General features: G+C 61.4%; 17 protein-coding genes. 16 read left to right on the top strand and 1 reads right to left on the bottom strand.

Annotated features, from left to right (window positions below; genetic code table 11):
- Positions 1-21 precede the first annotated feature (21 nt).
- The 15 genes from plsY to NUW12_05485 all read left to right on the top strand — a co-directional run bounded on the left by plsY (position 22) and on the right by NUW12_05485 (position 15,960).
- A complete protein-coding gene (gene plsY / locus NUW12_05555; protein MCR4402237.1) occupies positions 22-621 on the top strand; it encodes a glycerol-3-phosphate 1-O-acyltransferase PlsY in 600 nt (199 codons plus the stop codon).
- Between the two features lie 210 nt (positions 622-831).
- Positions 832-1,884, top strand: a complete 1,053-nt coding sequence (locus NUW12_05550) for an NAD(P)H-dependent glycerol-3-phosphate dehydrogenase (protein ID MCR4402236.1) — start codon at positions 832-834, stop codon at positions 1,882-1,884.
- Between the two features lie 97 nt (positions 1,885-1,981).
- The gene (locus NUW12_05545; GenBank protein MCR4402235.1) at positions 1,982-2,320 is read left to right on the top strand and encodes a hypothetical protein; all 339 of its coding nucleotides are present in this window, start codon (positions 1,982-1,984) and stop codon (positions 2,318-2,320) included.
- 246 nt (positions 2,321-2,566) lie between these two features.
- Positions 2,567-3,460 carry a HEAT repeat domain-containing protein gene (locus NUW12_05540; GenBank protein ID MCR4402234.1) on the top strand — a complete coding sequence of 298 codons (894 nt, stop codon included), beginning with the start codon at positions 2,567-2,569 and terminating at the stop codon, positions 3,458-3,460.
- A 284-nt stretch (positions 3,461-3,744) separates the two neighbouring features.
- Complete coding sequence (locus tag NUW12_05535; protein ID MCR4402233.1) at positions 3,745-4,410, top strand: MgtC/SapB family protein; 666 nt, start codon at positions 3,745-3,747, stop codon at positions 4,408-4,410.
- Between the two features lie 10 nt (positions 4,411-4,420).
- The gene (surE, locus tag NUW12_05530; GenBank protein ID MCR4402232.1) at positions 4,421-5,218 is read left to right on the top strand and encodes a 5'/3'-nucleotidase SurE; all 798 of its coding nucleotides are present in this window, start codon (positions 4,421-4,423) and stop codon (positions 5,216-5,218) included.
- A 30-nt stretch (positions 5,219-5,248) separates the two neighbouring features.
- A complete protein-coding gene (locus NUW12_05525) occupies positions 5,249-5,464 on the top strand; it encodes a hypothetical protein (protein ID MCR4402231.1) in 216 nt (71 codons plus the stop codon).
- A gap of 93 nt (positions 5,465-5,557) precedes the next feature.
- Complete coding sequence (locus NUW12_05520) at positions 5,558-6,526, top strand: D-alanine--D-alanine ligase (GenBank protein ID MCR4402230.1); 969 nt, start codon at positions 5,558-5,560, stop codon at positions 6,524-6,526.
- A 690-nt stretch (positions 6,527-7,216) separates the two neighbouring features.
- Positions 7,217-8,473, top strand: coding sequence for an extracellular solute-binding protein (locus NUW12_05515; protein MCR4402229.1), 1,257 nt, complete (start codon positions 7,217-7,219; stop codon positions 8,471-8,473).
- Between the two features lie 97 nt (positions 8,474-8,570).
- Positions 8,571-9,521, top strand: a complete 951-nt coding sequence (locus NUW12_05510) for a sugar ABC transporter permease (GenBank protein ID MCR4402228.1) — start codon at positions 8,571-8,573, stop codon at positions 9,519-9,521.
- Between the two features lie 83 nt (positions 9,522-9,604).
- Positions 9,605-10,507: a carbohydrate ABC transporter permease gene (locus NUW12_05505; GenBank protein ID MCR4402227.1), complete on the top strand. Its 903-nt coding sequence runs from the start codon at positions 9,605-9,607 to the stop codon at positions 10,505-10,507.
- Positions 10,508-10,693: 186 nt separating this feature from the next.
- Positions 10,694-11,950, top strand: coding sequence for an ROK family transcriptional regulator (locus tag NUW12_05500; GenBank protein MCR4402226.1), 1,257 nt, complete (start codon positions 10,694-10,696; stop codon positions 11,948-11,950).
- A gap of 62 nt (positions 11,951-12,012) precedes the next feature.
- The gene (locus NUW12_05495) at positions 12,013-13,281 is read left to right on the top strand and encodes an extracellular solute-binding protein (GenBank protein ID MCR4402225.1); all 1,269 of its coding nucleotides are present in this window, start codon (positions 12,013-12,015) and stop codon (positions 13,279-13,281) included.
- A 57-nt stretch (positions 13,282-13,338) separates the two neighbouring features.
- Positions 13,339-14,994, top strand: coding sequence for a methyl-accepting chemotaxis protein (locus NUW12_05490; protein ID MCR4402224.1), 1,656 nt, complete (start codon positions 13,339-13,341; stop codon positions 14,992-14,994).
- A 114-nt stretch (positions 14,995-15,108) separates the two neighbouring features.
- Positions 15,109-15,960: a hypothetical protein gene (locus tag NUW12_05485; GenBank protein ID MCR4402223.1), complete on the top strand. Its 852-nt coding sequence runs from the start codon at positions 15,109-15,111 to the stop codon at positions 15,958-15,960.
- A gap of 108 nt (positions 15,961-16,068) precedes the next feature.
- On the opposite strand, the gene NUW12_05480 is transcribed toward NUW12_05485, so the two are convergent.
- Positions 16,069-16,368 carry a 3D domain-containing protein gene (locus NUW12_05480; GenBank protein MCR4402222.1) on the bottom strand — a complete coding sequence of 100 codons (300 nt, stop codon included), beginning with the start codon at positions 16,366-16,368 and terminating at the stop codon, positions 16,069-16,071.
- Between the two features lie 525 nt (positions 16,369-16,893).
- Here NUW12_05480 and NUW12_05475 point away from each other — a divergent pair.
- Positions 16,894-18,432, top strand: coding sequence for a sigma 54-interacting transcriptional regulator (locus tag NUW12_05475; protein MCR4402221.1), 1,539 nt, complete (start codon positions 16,894-16,896; stop codon positions 18,430-18,432).
- Positions 18,433-18,667 lie beyond the last annotated feature (235 nt).

Genomic DNA, 18,667 nt, shown 5'->3' with positions numbered 1-18,667 from the left:
CAATGGATCGGAGGAGAGGTCGTGGTCTGGCAAAGGATGGTTCCAGCAGTAGTGCTTAGTTATCTTCTCGGTTCAATCCCTTTTGGCTACTTGGTTGGGAGACTCCTGCGGGGAGTGGACGTAAGGCGACGTGGGAGCGGGAACATCGGGGCCACGAACGTGTTGCGAGTGCTGGGTCCGGGACCCGCTCTCTTGGTCCTCGCGGGCGACATGGGAAAAGGGGCGCTCAGCGTGTACCTCGGTCGAGAAGTGGCCGGCCCTGTCGGCGCTGCGGCGTGTGGCATCGCAGCGGCTGTCGGAGGAGCGTGGTCGCTCTTTCTCGGGTTCGGTGGGGGCAAGGGCATGGGTGTCGGCAGCGGAATCATCCTCGCGACCATGCCCGCGGTGGCGTGCGTGCTGGCTCCAATATGGGCTGGGCTCGTTGCGTTGACGCGCTACGTCTCACTTGGGTCTGTCGTGATCGCGGCGCTCGCGCCGGCGGTGGCGTACGTCATGGGGGTGCCTGAGGGATATGTGGTGCTCGCTGCGGCAGTCGGCGGGATCGCCATAGTGAAGCACTTCTCCAACATCAAGCGGCTCATCACTGGCACGGAACGGAGACTGGGGGATCCGGCCGACTAGAGTTCTGGAGCGCTGGGGGACTCTCTCCCGCGAAGACACGGGTCGTGATCGACCGTCCGGGCGCGGCGGGACCGCAGCGGCGATCGGACGGACGAGCCATCGGCGAGGCAGAGTGGATCGTGGCGGGACCTGACGTGTGGGATTGGGCGCGTAAGAATCTGACGCTGATTCGGGAACGATTGCCTGGCGGCGGCTTAGGGGGGTCGGAGCGTGTCTTCGCCAACGCGTGTGGGCGTCATCGGCGCGGGAGGATGGGGGACGGCTCTCTCCATACTCCTCGCAAGAAAGGGGTTCAGGGTCGACCTCTGGGCGCGTGAGGAAGCAGTAGCGCGTGAGATCTCAACCTCGCGCACGAATGAGACTTTTCTACCGGGGGTCGTGGTCCCAGAGGGTGTAACCGCTCGGACCGCTCTGGATGAGGTGGTGCACGACGCCCCCCTCCTCTTCGTGCCTGTCCCGGCGCAGCATATGCGGGCCGTCATCCGGGCTGCCAGGCCGTACCTAAGGCAGGATCAAGTTGTGATTCACGCAGGCAAGGGCATCGAGGAGGGAACTCTCCTGCGCCTGTCTCAAGTGCTTGCGGAGGAGCTCCCACGGGAGCTTCACGGCAACATAGGGGTGATATCCGGCCCAAGCCACGCCGAAGAGGTCGCCCGCGAAGTGCCTACCGCCCTCGTCGCCGCGTCTGTCAATGACGATGTAGCGAAGCTCGCGCAGGACACTCTGATGTGTCCGACCATGCGGGTGTATACGAGCCACGACGTCATAGGAGTGGAGCTCGGCGGCGCCCTGAAGAACGTGATCGCCGTAGCCACCGGAATTGCGGACGGACTCGGGTTTGGGGACAACACGAGGGCAGCCCTGATGACGCGGGGCCTCGCGGAGATCGCGCGCCTCGGGATCGCTCTGGGAGCCAACCCGCTCACCTTTGCGGGTCTTTCCGGGATGGGGGATCTCGTCGTGACATGCATGAGCATGCATTCGCGCAACAGGCGGGCGGGAATAGAGATAGGGCGGGGCCGGAAGGTCAAAGACGTCCTGGCTTCCACACCCATGGTCGTGGAGGGAATTCCCACAACGCGTGCCGCGGTTGAGCTTGGTCGTCGCGCGGGAGTGCAAATGCCCGTCGCGGAGAAGCTGTACGAGATCCTCTTCTCAGGGCTAGACCCGATGCAGGCGGTGGTGGATCTGATGACTCGAGATCCACAGGCGGAAACCTCGCCTGTGTTTCGAAAGGGCTTGAACATCCTGGACGGGATCTGAAACAGGGGGGAGGGGAGGCCGGCCGTCGGGTGTCGAGAGAGCCTGAGGGAGGCCGGTCCAATCGGACATGGGATCGGGTGTTGGTGTGAGCTGGCCTGTGACCATAGCCACCCTTGTGGTGGCTGCCGTGGCGGCGTGGTGGACGTTTCGGGACGCGCGCGGGCGGGATGCCAATCCCCTGCTCTGGGCGGCGGCGATCGTGATAGGTGCGCTGATGGTGGGATATGTCGCTGTCCCAGCCATCTTCGGAGGATACTTGCTCCTTAGGCCGCGGGGTGCGCTCCTTGTATGCCCTCATTGCAAGCGAAGGTACATTCACAATCTGGCTTTCTGTCCGCACTGCGCGAAACCAGTCAAGAAGGAGTGCCTGCGGTGTCACGACACGATGCCGCTCGACGCGGACAAGTGTCCTCACTGCGGGATGAAGGCCCTCTAAGTTTCGCCGCGGCGGGAGGAATCATCCACAGGGCGTCGAAACATTAAGGCACCCCCATTCGTGTTCGTCCCAAGGTGCTCGACCTTGCCGGTGCTTCCTGGTGGCACGGTCGGTATGTCTCGGAGGCGCCGTGCGAGAAGTCGCGGCTGGTCGGCCGCGGTGCAAACGGAAGGGTTCTCCTTGACGTGCCGGTCACGTGTGCGTCGATAGAGTCCAGGGCAGGCCTTTCGGTGAGGTGCGGGGGTGATGCGGGTGCTCGAGAAAACAGACAGGATCGACGTCCTCATCCACCAGCTGACTCGCCTTGAAGAGGACCTCGACAAGCTCGACGGGGAGGGCCGCGATCAGACCAGGGCCGAGGTTGCGGCCGTTCGGGGTCAAATCGTGGACGTCCTCATGGCAGCTCTTCGGGAAGGAGACGTGTTCGCGCGGCGAGGCGCGGCGTACGGCCTCAGCAAGCTCCCCGAGGCGCGTGCGGTGGACGTGCTGATATACGCCCTGGAAGACCCGGACGACTCGGTCCGAAGCTGGGCGGCGGAAGCGCTCGGGTCCATAGGAGACGAGCGGGCTCTCGGGCCCCTCGTGAGATCCCTCAAGGAAGAGAACCCTTATGTTGCTTACAGCATCACCCACGCGATAATGAAGTTCCCCAAGAATGAGGTGGCGCGGGCGGTCATGGCCGCTTCCGACAGCGCCGACAGGAACGTGCGCCGGAGGGCGGCGAAGCTGCTCGGAGAGCTCAAGTACAAGAAGGCGGTTCCTCGTCTTGCGACGATGCTGAGCGACGCTGACCCGCAAGTGAGGTATGAGGCCACCGAGGCTCTTCGCAAGGTGGGGGACATCAGGGCTCTTGAACACCTGATAGCCGCGCTTGCCGACGAGTCTACGGATGTGCGGTACGGAGCCATTCAGGCTTTGCGGGCGCTTGGGGATCGAAGGGCCGTGGAACCCCTCGTCAGAGTGTGCATGGAGAACGAGGATCTCCGTTTCTATGCGTTGCAGGCATTGAAGGAGCTCTGCGGAGAGGACGCGGTGAGGCCTGTTCTCGAAGCGCTCGATCACCTCAGGAGCGTCGCGCACGCGGTGGCCATACGAGTGCTGAACGAACGAGACCAAGGCGTCCAAAGGGCGAGTGGTTGAGCGGGCGAGCGGGGCGTCCGCCAAAGAGGCTCGAGGGCCGACCGACCGTCAGAGGGCAGGTTTGAGGGCTGTGCGGCGGCTGGTGGTTCCGGCAGCGTGGGAGCGAGACCGGGATACGCCGCCGCTTCTCTTTGCGCTCCCTTTCCGGGAGCGGAATGGTGTGCTATAATTCAGTGCAACCGGCATGGGGACCGGTGCACGCTGCGGCTCGGAGCCTGCGTGGCGATAATCGCCCAGAGCGAATCGCTCGAGTCAGGCCACCGGGCGCGTCAGGGGGTGACGGAATGATTTCTCAGACTGATATGATCGTGCGCCTAGGTTTGGCGGTGCTGTTCGGAGGGCTCATCGGCCTTGAACGGGAGAGCCACAAGCGCCCCGCCGGGTTTAGGACACACATCCTCGTGTGCGTCGGCTCCGCCCTGATCATGATGATCTCCCAGTATGCTTTCGTCGGTTTCACAAGGGTGATCCAGTACGACCCAGGTCGGATCGCGGCCCAGGTAGTGAGCGGCATAGGGTTCTTAGGGGCGGGAACGATTCTCAGGGAAGGCGCCACGATCAAAGGTCTGACGACGGCAGCGAGCCTGTGGGTGGTGGCGGGCATTGGGCTCGCAGTGGGCACGGGCTTCTACCTCGCGGGCGCTCTCACCACTGGCATAGTGGTGGTGGTGCTCATCGTCTTGGATCGGTTCGAACGCAGGTTCATCTATACGAAGCGGGACACCCTCTTCGTCCAGATGCAGGACAGGCCCGGGCAGCTCGGCGCCATCGCCACCGTGCTAGGCAAGTACGGAGTGAGCATCAAGGACGTGGAAATGGAGACAATTGAGACAGGACACGAGGCGTCCCTTCATCTTGCGCTCGAAGTTCCATTCTCAGTGCGCAAGGACAGGCTCCTAGATGAGATAGCCGCTGTTGAGGGAGTGTACCGGGTCGGTTACGAGGAGTGAAGGCATGGCTGTGAGGATACTCGTGACGAATGACGACGGGATCCTGGCGGACGGCGTTCGCATCCTCGCCGCTGAGCTCGGGACTCTCGGAGAGGTCGTGGTGGTCGCCCCCGACAGGGAGAGAAGCGCCACGGGCCACGCCATAACCGTGCTTCGCCCCTTGAGGGTGGAGAAGGTCACCGTTCCCGGACTAGACGCTGAGGCGTGGGCTGTGGACGGGACGCCGTCCGACTGCGTGAAGCTGGCAGTCGAGGCTCTGCTCGAAAGGAAACCCGACGTGGTTGTCTCGGGGATCAACCGCGGACCCAACCTGGGCACGGACGTGCTTTACTCCGGTACGGTCTCCGCGGCAGTGGAGGGCGCCATCTGCGGACTGCCAGCCATGGCACTGTCGGTGGCCGCCTTCGAGAACTGCAATTACGACTATGCGGCGAAGTTCGGCGCGAGGATGGTGTCGAAAGTACTCGAAAAGGGCCTTCCCCCAGATACGCTCCTTAACATAAACGTCCCTTCCGTGGATGAGGAGGACATAGCCGGCGTGGCCATTACCAGGCTCGGGGCTCGCAAGTGGAAGGACGTGTTCGACCGGAGAATAGACCCGAGGGGGAGGACGTACTACTGGATGGCGGGAGACGTGATCGACTGCGATGAGGACGAGGACACCGATTCAGTGGCCATACGAAACAACCTCGTCTCGATCACCCCGATTCACCTCGATCTCACGAGGTACGACCTCATAGACGAGTTGAGGCGATGGGGGATCGGCGCGGCGGCTTCGCATTTTCCGGGCGGGAGGCATAGTATATAGAAGACTCGCTTTCGGACCGGGGGTATGACCGTGGGTCTCGCCTGGATGTTGAGGTGCGCGGCCGTTCTATCCCTAGTCATCATCCTCGAGATGGCTTGGGTGATATATGCTCACAGGTCTCAAGCGCTGTCGCGCCAGGTCATCTCATTCGCAGTGGGCGTCGTGGCGGCGACCGCCGTGCTATACGCTGCGCTGCTCTCGGTCATTGCAGTGCGTGTCATGGCTCCTCTCATATACGGCTTATGAGCGCGGGGTCGCAGTCCCGCGCGGAAAGGAGGGGAAGCGCGCCTGCCCTCGCACTCCGGCGTGGAGGGCCGCCAGCGTGCGCTTGTCAAGTCCATGAGGAAGGTAGCCCTGGTGCTGGGCGGGAAATCCGCGGAGAGAGAGATATCTTTGCGCACAGGGGAGCAAGTCGGGGTCGCGCTGAAGCGCAAAGGACATGAAGTCATCTCTCTCGACCTCGATGACGGGCTCGTCCCGGCTCTTCAGAGAGAGAAGCCCGATGTGGTTTTCATCGCGTTGCATGGCAGGTACGGTGAGGACGGGTGCCTGCAGGGTCTGCTCGAGATAATGGGCATTCCGTACGTAGGATCCGGCGTCCTCGCCAGTGCGTTAGCCATGGACAAGATAATGTCCAAGAAGCTCTTTCGACTTGAGGGCCTCACTTGCCCGCGCGGCATCGCCGTGACGAGAGACGATATGAGAAGAACTGGCGAATATGGGCTCGCGCAGGAGGTTCAGGAGACCTTAGGGTTCCCCGTGATAGTGAAGCCCTGCAGAGAAGGGTCGACCATAGGACTCTCCCTCGTAAAGGAGCCAGGCAGCCTTCATGGAGCCCTCGAGCACGCTTTCGAGTACGACTCAGACGTCCTGGTGGAAGAGTACGTCAAGGGAACGGAGATCACAGTGGGAGTGCTGGGCAATCGCGAACCTCGGGCGCTTCCGGTGATAGAGATAGTGTCGGCGACCGGTCTCTACGACTACGAGGCCAAGTATACAAAGGGGCTGAGCGAGCACATCATTCCCGCGCGTATTCCGGATGACGCATACGCTGCAGCGCAGGACGCCGCCGTGAGAGCCCACAAAGCCATGGGCTGTCGCGGCATGTCCCGCGCGGACTTCATGGTCGATCCTGGAGGAGTCCCGTATATCCTTGAGGTGAATACCATCCCCGGCATGACCGAGACGAGCCTTCTTCCAGACGCGGCCAGAGCAGCGGGAATCGACTTTCCCGAGCTCGTCGACATGCTCATAGAGCTCGCCCTCGAGACACCGAAAGGCGAACCGCCCGTCGGGGTTCGTTTCTGAGAAGCTACATCGGAGGTTGTGCCCTCTCATCCTTCCTGACCCTCAAATGGGGCCCGATGAAAAAACTGGGCCCCATTCTCCGTTTCCAGCAGGAGATCCCAAAGACGCGTCGAAGAAGCTCTTTGTTTAGATAGCGTAGAAAGCTCCTCGGCCGGGCGGGCGTGTCTGGCGGTCTCGCTCGGCTGCCGCCTGTCCGGCGGCTCTCCGACGCCGTGGAACGCCGTGGCGCCGGATCTGCGCGGGAGTAGAAGCGGTTTTGGCGTCGTGCTCTCGTCAACGTCGAGTCCTGGTGTGCTTCTCAGCGACCATCGTCGTCGCCGCGGCGGTCGACCTGCGCAAGGGTCGTCCAGCGGGGCGTTTGTTGGCTAGTTCCTTCAAGCAGACAAGAAAGGAAGGCCCGCTGCCCGCCTAGCTCCATGGCCCCGCACTGCCTGCGCGGTGCGAGGAGCATTAGATCGTGGGGTCCGGTGGACAGCAAGGTTCCTGGCGAGCGGGGACCGGGGGAGACGAGGGGAGGTGAGCTCTGGCGAGAGAACCGCCCTGTGGGCGGAGGTTGTCGCAAAGCCGGCCCGCGAAGCAAGTGGCCGACGGGAGTGCTCGGCAACCTAGCGATGTGTAGGCGGTCAGGGTTTCGAAGGTTCCCGGGGATCAACGTCCGTGCGAACAATAGTTCCGAAGGAGGGTCTCGAGGTGCGAAAAGCTATTGTCATCGCGTTGTGCATGGTGGCGCTCGTCGCGGTCGGCTGTCTCGGGGCGTCGGCAGCGGAGACGCTGAACGTCATCTACATGGCCCAAGCGGGATACCAGCCGGATGACATCCGTGATATGGCCGATCTGTTCGAGTTCTTGACCGACACGAAGGTCAATATAACCTTCGTCAAGTATGACGAACAGCACGAGAAGATCGTTGCTTCGGCCGTAGCTCCGGTGGCTACCTACGACGTCATACTCCTGGACCTCATCTGGACCGCGGAGTTCGCCTCAAAGAAGATGGTCGTGCCGCTTGACGACCAGATCACGGCGGAAATGCGCAAAGACATAGCCCCGGCTATCATGGACGCCTTCGTCTTCGACGGAAAGACGTGGGCGATGCCGTTCCTCGCCAACTTCCAGTTGTTCTTCTACAACAAGGACATGATCAAGAAGGCGGGTTTCGCCGGTCCCCCGAAGACGCTCGAGGAAATGGTAGAACAGATGAAGGCCATGAAGGCCAAGAACATCGTGAAGTACCCCTGGACCGACTCATGGAACCAAAAAGAGGGCCTCGTGTGCGAGTACGTGTGGCTCACTGGGGCGTTCGGCGGTGACACGTTCGACGCCTCCGGAAAGCCCATCTTCAACGAAGGCCCCGGCGTGAAGGCTCTCGAGTTCATGGTGAGCCTGCTCAAAGAGGGGCTCGCCAACCCCAAGTGCCTGACCAACGACGAGACGGCGGCGAAGGACGATTTCATATCGGGCAACGCCGCTTTCACGACGAACTGGACGTTCCAGTACGCCTTGATGAACGACCCGGCGGTATCAAAAGTAGTTGGGTCCGGCGAGATGGGGCTCATTCCGGTCTCGAAGGCCATAGCCGACAAGAAGAAAACGGCGTCGGTCAGCGGATTCCAGGGAGCTGCGATCATGGCGAACTCCCGCAAGAAGGATCTAGCCTGGAAGTACGTGAAGTTCATAACCAGCCCATTGGTGCAGAGGTCCTACCTGCAGGAGATGCCCGTGTGGACCTCCGTGCAGAAGAGCGCATACGCCAACATGATGGACCAGACGATGGCAGTCAAGAGCGAGCAGATAGCAGCGGTGCACCACAGGCCGAAGGTGCCGCCCTATCCTGAAGTGTCGTCCATTCTGCAGCGGTACATCCACCAGGCACTGCAGATGAAGATGGAACCCAAGGCGGCGCTGGACAAAGCGGCGGAGGAGATAAAGGCGGTTCTAGCGAAGAAGTAGTCGGGCTGCACCGTCCGTGCTCTGCGCGGGGCCGCCAGCCGGGTGGCCGGTCGGCCCCGCGTCCTCCTCCGAGGGGCTGGTAACGGAGGTCGGCGACATGTTGTTGAGAGCTCATGATGCTAGCGAGCGAAGGTTGGCGTGGTGGCTCCTTGCACCCAGCGTAGCCCTGATCGTGCTGGTGGTGATCGGTCCTCTGCTGTTCGCGCTGTACCTCAGCTTCCAAGACGCCGAGCCGACGGTTGGCGGAATAAGCATGAGGTTCGTTGGACTCGCCAATTACGTCCACCACCTCGTCCAGTCTGACCTTTTCTGGATGGCCGTGCGGGTGACAGTGTACTTTACCCTGGTTTCTCTCGGCGTGGAGCTGATCCTGGGCATCGCGATAGCGCTGGTTCTGAATGAGAGGTTCTGGGGAAGATCTGTGGTGCGAGCTATGATCTTGTTACCGTGGGCCGTTCCCACCGTGGTCAACGCCAGAATGTGGGAGTGGATCTTCGCTGGATCCAAGTTCGGCGCGTTGAACGGGCTCATGAAGGTGCTTCGCGTGTTCCCTCCAACGCACGACCAAGTGTGGCTGGGATTTGACGTACCATTCGAGGCCGTCCCCGTGCTGGGATCCCTTTTCAAGTGGATGGGCGTAACGCGGGCGTTGAACATGATCATAGTCGCCGACACGTGGAAAGTGACGCCTCTTGTGGCCTTTCTCGTGCTCGCAGGGCTTCAGACGATTCCCAGCAGTCTGTACGAGGCGGCTACTGTGGACGGAGCGGGCTTTTGGCGGAAGCTTACCCACATCACGCTGCCGCTCCTCAAGCCGGTGCTCCTCGTCATCCTGGTGCTGCGCACCATGGAGCTCTTCCGCGTGTTCGACATCATCTACATCATCATGCAGTATTCCATCAGAGTGCTGGGAGTGCTCACGTATGAGGTGGGAATGAAGTTCCTGCACTTCGGGAGCGGAGCGGCTCTTTCGTTCCTGGTGGCCTTGTTCATACTCGGGCTCGCGCTTGTATACATTCGGCTCTTCTACACGGAAGACGGCTATTGAAGGCTTCTGATCAATTGGTCGGGGACGGCTCTTGCCACGGGCTCAGGAGGAAGCTTGGAGGGATCAGTGTGAGGTTTCCACCATTGAGGGGCAGGAGAAAGGGCAGGACGGTGGTCTGGCTGAGGCGAGCAGGGGTTTACCTTGGAGTCGCGGTGATCGTGGCGTGGACCCTGGCGCCTGTTACGTGGCTTGTCATCTCCAGCGTCACGCCTTACAACGAACTCATATCAGACCGGGCGACCCACTGGTTCCCCAGACATCCCACTCTCGCAAACTTTCAGGTCATGTTCGACCTTTCGAGCGAGGTGGGCGAGCGGTTCGTGTTCGCCATCCGCAACAGCATGATTGTCGCGAGCTCCGTGACGGCCATATGTCTCGTCGCGGGTTCCCTCGCGGCGTACGCGCTGGCGCGTCTGCGCGTGCGCGGGAAGAAGGCCCTCGTTCTGTCCCTCATGTCAATAAGGATGCTTCCGACCATCACCCTCGTGATCCCGTTCTTCGTCTTGGTGTCATACATCGACTACGGCTTCATGAACATCGGCTCGTCTTTCCACCTCTTCGACACGAAGCTGGTCCTCGTCACCCTTTACACCACTTTCATCTTGGGATTCGTTATCTGGATCATGCGGGGCTTCTTCCTCACGATCCCTACCGAGCTGGAAGAGGCGGCGCGCATCGACGGATGCACGCGGCTTCAGGTCCTGCGTCACGTCGTGCTTCCATTGTCCTCGCCAGGCTTGGTCGCCACGGGTATACTCTCGTTTCTCTTGGCGTGGGACGAGTTTCTGCTCGCGCTGATATTCACGAGATCCAACAACGCCATCACGTTGCCCCTCTTCATAGCGGAGCTGGGAAGCCAGTACATAACCGCCTATGACCAGATATCTGCCGCAGGAGTCATGGCCGCCATTCCTCCGGTGCTCCTCGCCCTGCTCTTCCAAAGGTTCATCGTGCAAGGATTGACATCGGGCAGCGTAAAGGGATAGGCTTCCGAGCCACACGCGTCGCGCCTCAACCGCTCCGTCAGAAGGACTTTTACGTCTGCGCGAAGAAAGTACCATAGCCGTTTTGTTGTCATCCAGTGGTCGCCGAAGACCGTCGAAGCGGCGGGTCGGATGTCGAGCCACACCGGCATGCCCAGGAAGCCTGCGCAAGAAGGGAGCGTTGGAAAGTTGGCAGAGATCTCGCGCCTTCGGGCGGGCACGGTTCCGAAGGGCAACCAGAAGCTAGTCAAGACCATCAATCGCAACATCGTACTGAACATCGTCAGACAGCACGGGCCGATCTCGCGGGCTGACGCGGCGCGGATGAGCCAGCTGTACCCCGCCACGGTATCGTCCATCGTCAACGAACTCATTGCGGAGGGATTTGTGCGCGAGGTTGGGCTGGGCGACTCAACCGGAGGCCGGCAGCCGGTGATGCTCGAACTGAACCGCGGGGTGTACGTGGCGTGCGGCGCCTCCATAGAGGTCGGGCGAGTCAGGGTGTGCCTCACGGACCTTGACGCGCGAGTGCTTGCCAGAGTGGAGCGGCCATTCTCGTGGCAGGAGGGCCCACGTAAGAGCCTTCCCGCCATTGCCTCCGCAATCCGCGAGATAGTGGAGTCTGGTAAGGTGCCGGCGGAGAAAGTGCTTGGGGTCGGGGTCGTGTACCCAGGCCCGGTCGACACATCGGCAGGTGCCATCCAGGCGTCCCCGCACATGCCAGGGTGGGGCGGGTTTTCTCTGAGGGCAGCACTCGAGGGGGAGCTCAACCACGAGGTGGTCGTGGACAATGACGCGAATGCCGCAGCCTGGGGCGAAAGGTGGTTCGGCGCCGGGAAGGGGCACTCCAGCTTCCTCTACGTTATGGCGGACTATGGCCTCGGAGGCGGGATAATCATAGACGACAGGCTCTACAGGGGGCGCAACGACGGGGCGGGAGAGATAGGTCACATGACCGTGGATGTCGATGGTCCGCAGTGCAAGTGCGGAAACTTCGGGTGTCTCGACGTCATGGCGTCGGGCACGGCCATCGTGCGCAAGATGATAAGTGACATAAAGCGCGGCGCCGAGACGCTGTGCAAGGACCTCGTGGGAGGGGACATAGAGGCAATCACGATCGACACAGTGCTCGAGGCGGCCGAAATCGGAGACCCCCATGCCCGCGCGATAGTCGAGGAGAGCGGCAGGTACGTTGGTATTGGTCTTGCGAACCTTACCAACTGCTTCAACCCCGAACTCATTATCCTCGGGGGCCAGCTCGCGCTACGCAGCGACCTGTTTTTCACGAGCGCCAGGGAAACCGCGAGAAGGCGTGCCTGGCCCGCGTTGGGCAAAGATCTTGAGATCGTCGTCTCGGCGCTCGGTCACGACGCGTGTGTCATTGGCGCGGCAAGCCTCGTGCTGACGAAGGTGTTTGAGTCGCCGAGCATCAGGGCTTACGCATAGAGACGACTCCAGGTGAGATGGAGAGACCTCCCGACTCTCAGGAGGGGTTTGCGGTGACCCGGATGGAGAGCCTTGCGAAGGGCAGCTTCATCAGTTTCCTCGTCCTCGTGATCGCTACAGCTTCATCCTGGGGGGTGTCAGCAGGGCGCGAGATGAGGCTGAACGTGATATACATGGCACAGGCGGGTTACCAACCAGAGCAGTTTGAGGAGATGACACGGGAGTTCACGGAGGAAACCGGGATCGACGTGGCGGTGAACATCGTCCGCTACGACGAGGAGTATCAGAAGATAGTCACGTCCGCCACATCGCCCGTGGCCACTTATGACGTCGTGCTATTGGACCTCATCTGGGTGGCGGAATTCGCGGAGAAGAGCTACGTGGTGCCGCTGGACAAGGGACTTGCCTCAAGGGCGAGAGAAGATGTTTCTCCCATCATCCTGAGTGCCTTCGAACACCGGGGCCGAATCTGGGCCATGCCTTTTCTGGCGAACCTCCATTTCCTCTTCTACAACTCTGACATGCTCCAACGTGCGGGCTTCAAAGCGCCGCCGGCGACAGTGGAGGAGATGGAGACTCAGATGCGGGAGATCAAGCGCAGAGGGATAGTCGACTATCCCATGATCGCTTCGTGGAATCAGAAGGAAGGTCTGGTATGCGAATACGTCTGGTTGGTGGGGGCGTACGGCGGCGAGATCTTTGACGTGCGGAACGAGCCGGTTTTCAACCGTGGGCCCGGCGTTCTCGCTTTGGACACAATGGTGCGATGGGTGAGGGAGGGGCTTGTGGATCCTCTCGCCCTGACAGCTGACGAGCTCGTGGCGAAGGACGTCTTCATGGCGGGAAAGGCGGCGTTCGTTCCCAACTGGACGTTTCTGTGCGGGCTGATGAACGATCCAGCTGTTTCGCGCATTGCCGGCCAAGCCAAGATGGCGCTCCTGCCAGTTGCGAAGGCAGTACGCGACGGGTCGGGCCGGCTCTCGTCGTCCGTGAGCGGATTCCAAGGGCTTGCCGTGATGGCCAACTCCTCTCGCAAGGAGGACGCGTGGAAGTACGTCGAATTCATGACGAGCCCCGCGTTTCAGGGCAGGTTCTTGGAAGAGGTGCCCGTGTGGACCTCCCTTCAAATGAGCCCGGCCGCCCGGGCCAAAGATCCGCTCCTGGACCTAAAACTAGAGCAGATGCGGTGGCTTCACCACCGTCCAAAACTCGTTCGGTACCAAGAGATATCCGCGATCATGCAGCGGTTCATCCACGCTGCGCTCGAGGGCGCGATGTCGCCGAAGGACGCTCTGGACGAAGCGGCGGAAAGGATACGCCGACTGCCCTGAGGCACGAGGCCCGTTCAGCCGCGACGTCGGGCAAAGCCAGGCTACGGAGGATGTAGGGTGGGTGTCGGTGCAGGGAAACCGGGCATGCGCGTGACTGAACGTGTGCGTCTCGGCTTTGCCGCGATCGTCTGGTCCACGTTCGTCTTGAGCATCCTTACCTTCTATGCCATATCCCACCTAACGGCCGCTCTTCACCAGATAAACACGTGTGACGTCCCGGCCATCCAGCTCAGCGGGGAGATCTCAAAGAAGATATACCAGACCACGGGCAACGTCTACCTGACCATAGCCGGAGGCGGGAAGGTGGCGAGGCCAGAAGACCAGCTCAACGAGGTGAGGATGCTTCTAGACAGCCTTGACGAGCTTCTCAGGCGGCATCCAAGCCGGAGCGTCCGCGTGATTCTGCCGATGCTGGACGACATCGCGGACGCGGCGGGGGAGTATACGAGCGTCTTGGTGAGCATGCACGCCGAACGCGACCCGGAGAAGCTCTACATGCTCCTGAGGGCGTTGTCGGGCAAGGGCGAATGGCTCATCAGCCGCGCAGAGCACGTACAGCTTCGAATATGGGAACAGATCGGTCCGAGGATGACGAGGGTGGAGCGGCTCTCGACCCTGCTCAAAGCGGGGGTGGCGCTTGCGTTCGCCTTCGCATTCATCTTCGGTCTCTTTGTCTCGGGGGTCATCACCAGGACCCTCATCGAGGTGTCCCACGGGATCCGGAAGGCCGCGGAGGCGGCACACCACGAGAGCGAACGGTCGGCGCAACTTTCAGCGGGCATGCGGTCGTCCGCTGGCACGGCCCAGACGGCTTTGGAGGCAGTGCTCAGGGCTTTCCACGGCGTCGTGGAGACCAGCAAAGTGTGCAGCGAAGCGTCGCAAACCATAGCCGCCCGCATGGAGGTCGGGGCCGACGCCGCGCGCATGTTGGCGGACAGAACTCAGGTTACAGCGAGGGCTGCCGAGAGGACGAAGACGACCGTGTCATCGCTTGGTCGCAGGGTGGCTCTGGCAAGCGCGGTGATACGAGAGACCATTCTCATGGTTGACTCCAACGTTAGAACGGCGACAGAAGCCAGCTGCCACGTGGACGCGCTCCAAGAACAGATGGACCGGATCGACGCCGTGCTGCAAGGGATAACGAACATCGCGGATCAGGTGGGGTTGATAGCTCTCGACGCGCGTATAGCCTCCGCTAGGTCGGGCAACCTCGGTCGCGACTTCGGGAGAGTGGCGGAGGAGATCGGCAGTCTCGCGGAGATGAGCGCGAGCGCGGTAGAAGAGGTCAAGAAGCTGATGAGTGAGATAAAGGCCTCAACGCTCGAGGTGGCGAAGTCGCTGGGAGCCTCTATCGAGCGTGTGAGGGGGCTCTCTCGCCAGTCGTCGCGCGTAGAAGAGGTGTTCCGGGCGATAAAGGCGTCCTTCGACGAGATCCTTGGTTTGATGGGTGAGGTGGAAGACGCGGCGGGCATGGGCGCAAGGGAGGCCAGGCTCGTGCAGGAGGCCATGGCTGAGATACTGGGATCGGCACGCCACGTGGCGCGACAGGCAGGCGATCTGGCCGGCGAGATGCAAGATCTCGCCGGGAGTGCCAAGGAAGCCATAGGAGCAAGTGAAGCCCTGGTGGACGGCATAGCCGGACAAGCGAGATCGGCAGAGGAGCAGTCGAGACTCGCTCGGGAGGTGCTTGGCGAGATCCAGAGGTTGGCTTGAGGATGCCTCCAGCAGATTCTTTCACGCCTGTGACGCCGGTCACATCACGAAGATGTCCCGGCGTCTATCATCGCAAGTAGGAAACACCCTGAACACGGGACAGGAGGGATCGAGATGACCATCAGGAAAACGGCGGCCTTGTTGCTCGTGGTAGCCGCCTTGGTAGCCGCCCTCATCATGGGGGGCACTGCATACGCGATAGACGCGGAGAATCCCGATGATGAGGCCTTTGCGGCCGATGTGTTCACGGCGAACATCATAGCGGGGTTTCCGGAGCTCGCCCTCACGGTCGAGATGGTTCAAGCGCTGAGGGACGCGGATTACGGCTGGGGCGAGATTGTGATCGCGTGCGGTATCGCAGTCAACTCAGGCCAGACTCTCGACAGCGTGATAGCTCTTGCGAACGAGGGCGCAGGATGGGGCGAGATAGCGAAACAGCTCGGTGTCCCAGAAACGGCATTTGGACACTACGTGAGGGGCATCATGGGCAAGGGTGGTCCGAAGGCGAAGGAGCGACGCGGGCGCAAACAACTCGACGACGCCGTGGCGATGGACGTCGTGTGCGAGAGGTTCGGCCTCCGAGAGTCTGACGTCGAGGCTCTCTTCTCGGCGGGCATGGACGCACAGGACGTCTTGTGTGCGGTGAGCATCGCTGCGGCAGTCGGCGACGCGTCGAGAGTCTCCCTGGTCCTTGAGCTTCGTGCAAGGCAGGAGAACTGGGTCAAAATCGCCGAGGCGGTTGGAGTGGCCGGGGACGCGGTGATCAGGCAGGGTGTACATGTTAGGAATCGCGTCGAATTCCAGAACGCGCTCAAGGCGATGATAAGAGAGCGAGTCTGGTCAGGCGACAGGACCAACATGGGAAAGGGCAAGGGCCATCCCGAGGACCAGGGGAAAGGCAAGGGGCCGGGTGGCAACGGCGATGGCCCGGGGAGCCCCGGTAGCCAAGGCAAAGCGGGGTCTTGAGGTCATGGCCGCGGCAGCGGCAGTGTCCAAGCGACACGAGGTCCGAACCGGGACGCGACGAGAGGGTACCTCGGCTGCGACACTCGCGGCCGGGGCACCCTCTCATGATCAGAACGTTTCCTCCAGGAAGAAGACGTCGAGCTCCCTGACACCGAACGCCAGTGCCTCGTCGTGGGTGGACATGAAAACGTCGATGCGGTTTCCTCTTATGGCACCTCCGGTGTCCTCGGCCCTGTATACGCCAAGACCGTCGATGTACACCCACGTGCCTATGGGGATGACCTCGGGATCGACAGCTATGGTGCGATAGGGTGTAGCTGTGAGCCCGGAGCTCGTGATGCCGAAGGCTGGGTGATCCCTGGTCTTGCCGGTGCAGAGAGGGCAGTTGTCGTACGCCGTGGCAGTCACGCGCAACCTACCCTTCGTTTCCGTCGTGAGATATGCTGAGGGCTTCGGGTCTTGAGCCGCCGCCTCGGCGGCGAAGGCCGGGCGGTGGGCCGTGAGCATCATTCCGGTTCAGAGCGCAAAAGACATGGTCCAGGACAGTGCGCTCGAAATGATTTTCTTGAAGATGGGCATCGGCTTCTCGCGCTGGACGCCGCCCGCCACCATCTGGACGGCACTCCTACGCGGTCCACACCTCCGTACGCTGTAAAAGAAGTCGTCTCACAGATATGATCCCCGGCTCCTTCTCGAACGACACAGGGAACTCGCTGAAGCGTTTCCTGCACGTCACGATACGTGCACGTCTTGATCATTGCACGAGTATTCAGTCGCTTGCCTGGAGGAAATGCACTATCTGGGGAGAAGTACAAATGAGGCATCCAAACGTGGGCGCAGGAGGTGCGAGCATCCGCGGTTCCTTCGTGTCTACGTCGCTGAGCGATTCTCGAGTTCGCTTGGCGGAGCCTGGCTGGGGCGGGAAGTGGTTTCGTGAACATCGAGAGGGCTGCGAACCGGGCTAGCGACGAGGGCAGCTCCAGGGAGCTCTTGGAGAATCTGCGCGTGATCCTCGATTCCATCGACGAAGGCATTCACGTTGTCGATAGGAACGGAGTCACTGTTCTCTACAACAGGGTCGCGGCCCAACTGGACAACCTCAGAGAAGACGAAGTGGTGGGCAAGCACATCCTGGAAGTCTTCCCGTCTCTTTCGAGGGAGACGAGCACTCTACTTCAGGTTCTGCGAACAGGTCAGCCCATATGCAACAGGGAGCAGACATTCACCACTTACAAGGGAGATGAGATAACCACTCTAAACTCCACGCTGCCCGTAAAAGTCGACGGGAAACTCGTGGGAGCCGTGGAAGTCTCTCGCAATATCACCCTCATGAGAGAGATGGCCCACCGAATAGTCGACCTTCAGGTAGAGCTGTTCGGTCGCCGCGAGGGAAGACGTGAGACAGAGTCGGAGGGAGCGCGATACACATTCAGGGACATAGTGGGCGAAAGCGAGAGCATCCTCGAGCTCAAGCGCAGGGCGGCACGGGCGGCCGCAAGCTCGTCATCAGTCCTCGTGTACGGTGAGACCGGCACCGGCAAGGAGCTGTTCGTGCAGGCTGTTCACAACGCGAGCCCGCGCGCGCACGGCCCGTTCGTCGCCCAGAACTGCGCGGCGTTTCCCGAAGGGCTCCTGGAGGGAATCCTCTTTGGCACCACGAGAGGCAGCTTCACCGGGGCCCAGGACAGACCGGGGCTGTTCGAGCTTGCCGATGGAGGAAGCATTTTCCTTGACGAGATAGACTCGATGCCCGCGAGCCTTCAGGCGAAACTCCTCAGAGTGCTTTCGGAGAAGTGCGTCAGAAGGGTCGGCGACACGAAGGTGCGAAGGATAGACGTCCGCGTGATGGCCGCCATGTCCCGGCCTCCGCTCGACGCTGTGGCCCAGGGCGTGCTTCGCGAGGACTTGTATTACCGTTTGAACGTGATCTCCTTCGGAATACCGCCTTTGCGAGAGAGACGCGAGGACATCCCTCTCCTCGTCGCCCACTTCATCGCCAGACTCAACGAGCGTCTCATGATGAGTGTGAGAGGGGTTTCCGACGAGGTTTTGAGGATCTTCTTCGCGTACGCCTGGCCAGGAAACGTGCGCGAGCTCGAGCACGCGGTCGAGGGGGCCATGCACCTCCTCGACGGGGACGTCATAATGCTCGAGCACCTCCCGGATAACCTCCGAAACCTTGAGATACGCAAAGACGGCGAGAGGAGCCTTCCCACCGCCATTCCCACCGCCGCCGGTCGGAGTGCGGCCGACGCCGCTCGTCGAGTTGCCCTCGAGTTCCAGGGGAATTTCCGCCTGGCGGTGGCGGACGTGGAGAACTCCCTCGTGAGAAAGGCTTTGATCGAGGCAGGCGGGAACATCTCCAAAGCCGCACGGGCTCTCGGCATCCCACGTCAGACTCTTCAGTACAGACTAAAGAAGCTAGGCATAGACCCGAAAGCGATTCAGGCTCCCGATCCGGCCCCGCTGTGAACCAACGCGAGCAGCCAGACTCCTGTGCTAGGTCCCTCCCAAGCTAGGTCCCTCCCAACGACACAGTGTCGTGCCTGCGTCTGCGGCAGCATCCTGCGTTCCTACGGGCTAAGAGGATCATGAAACCACCGGACCTGAGCGCGAGGGAACCGCGCGCGGTTTTCGCAGGGTTTCCTTGAGGTTGGCTGCGCGGTAAGGCGATGGAACGTCTGGGAAACAGGGGCACCAACGCCGC

It is taken from the genome of Bacillota bacterium (assembly GCA_024653485.1).
In the GTDB taxonomy this organism is placed as follows: Bacteria; Bacillota; SHA-98; order UBA4971; family UBA4971; genus UBA6256.
Note: the sequence above shows the minus strand (reverse complement) of the source record. Positions and strands in the feature narration are given on the sequence as shown.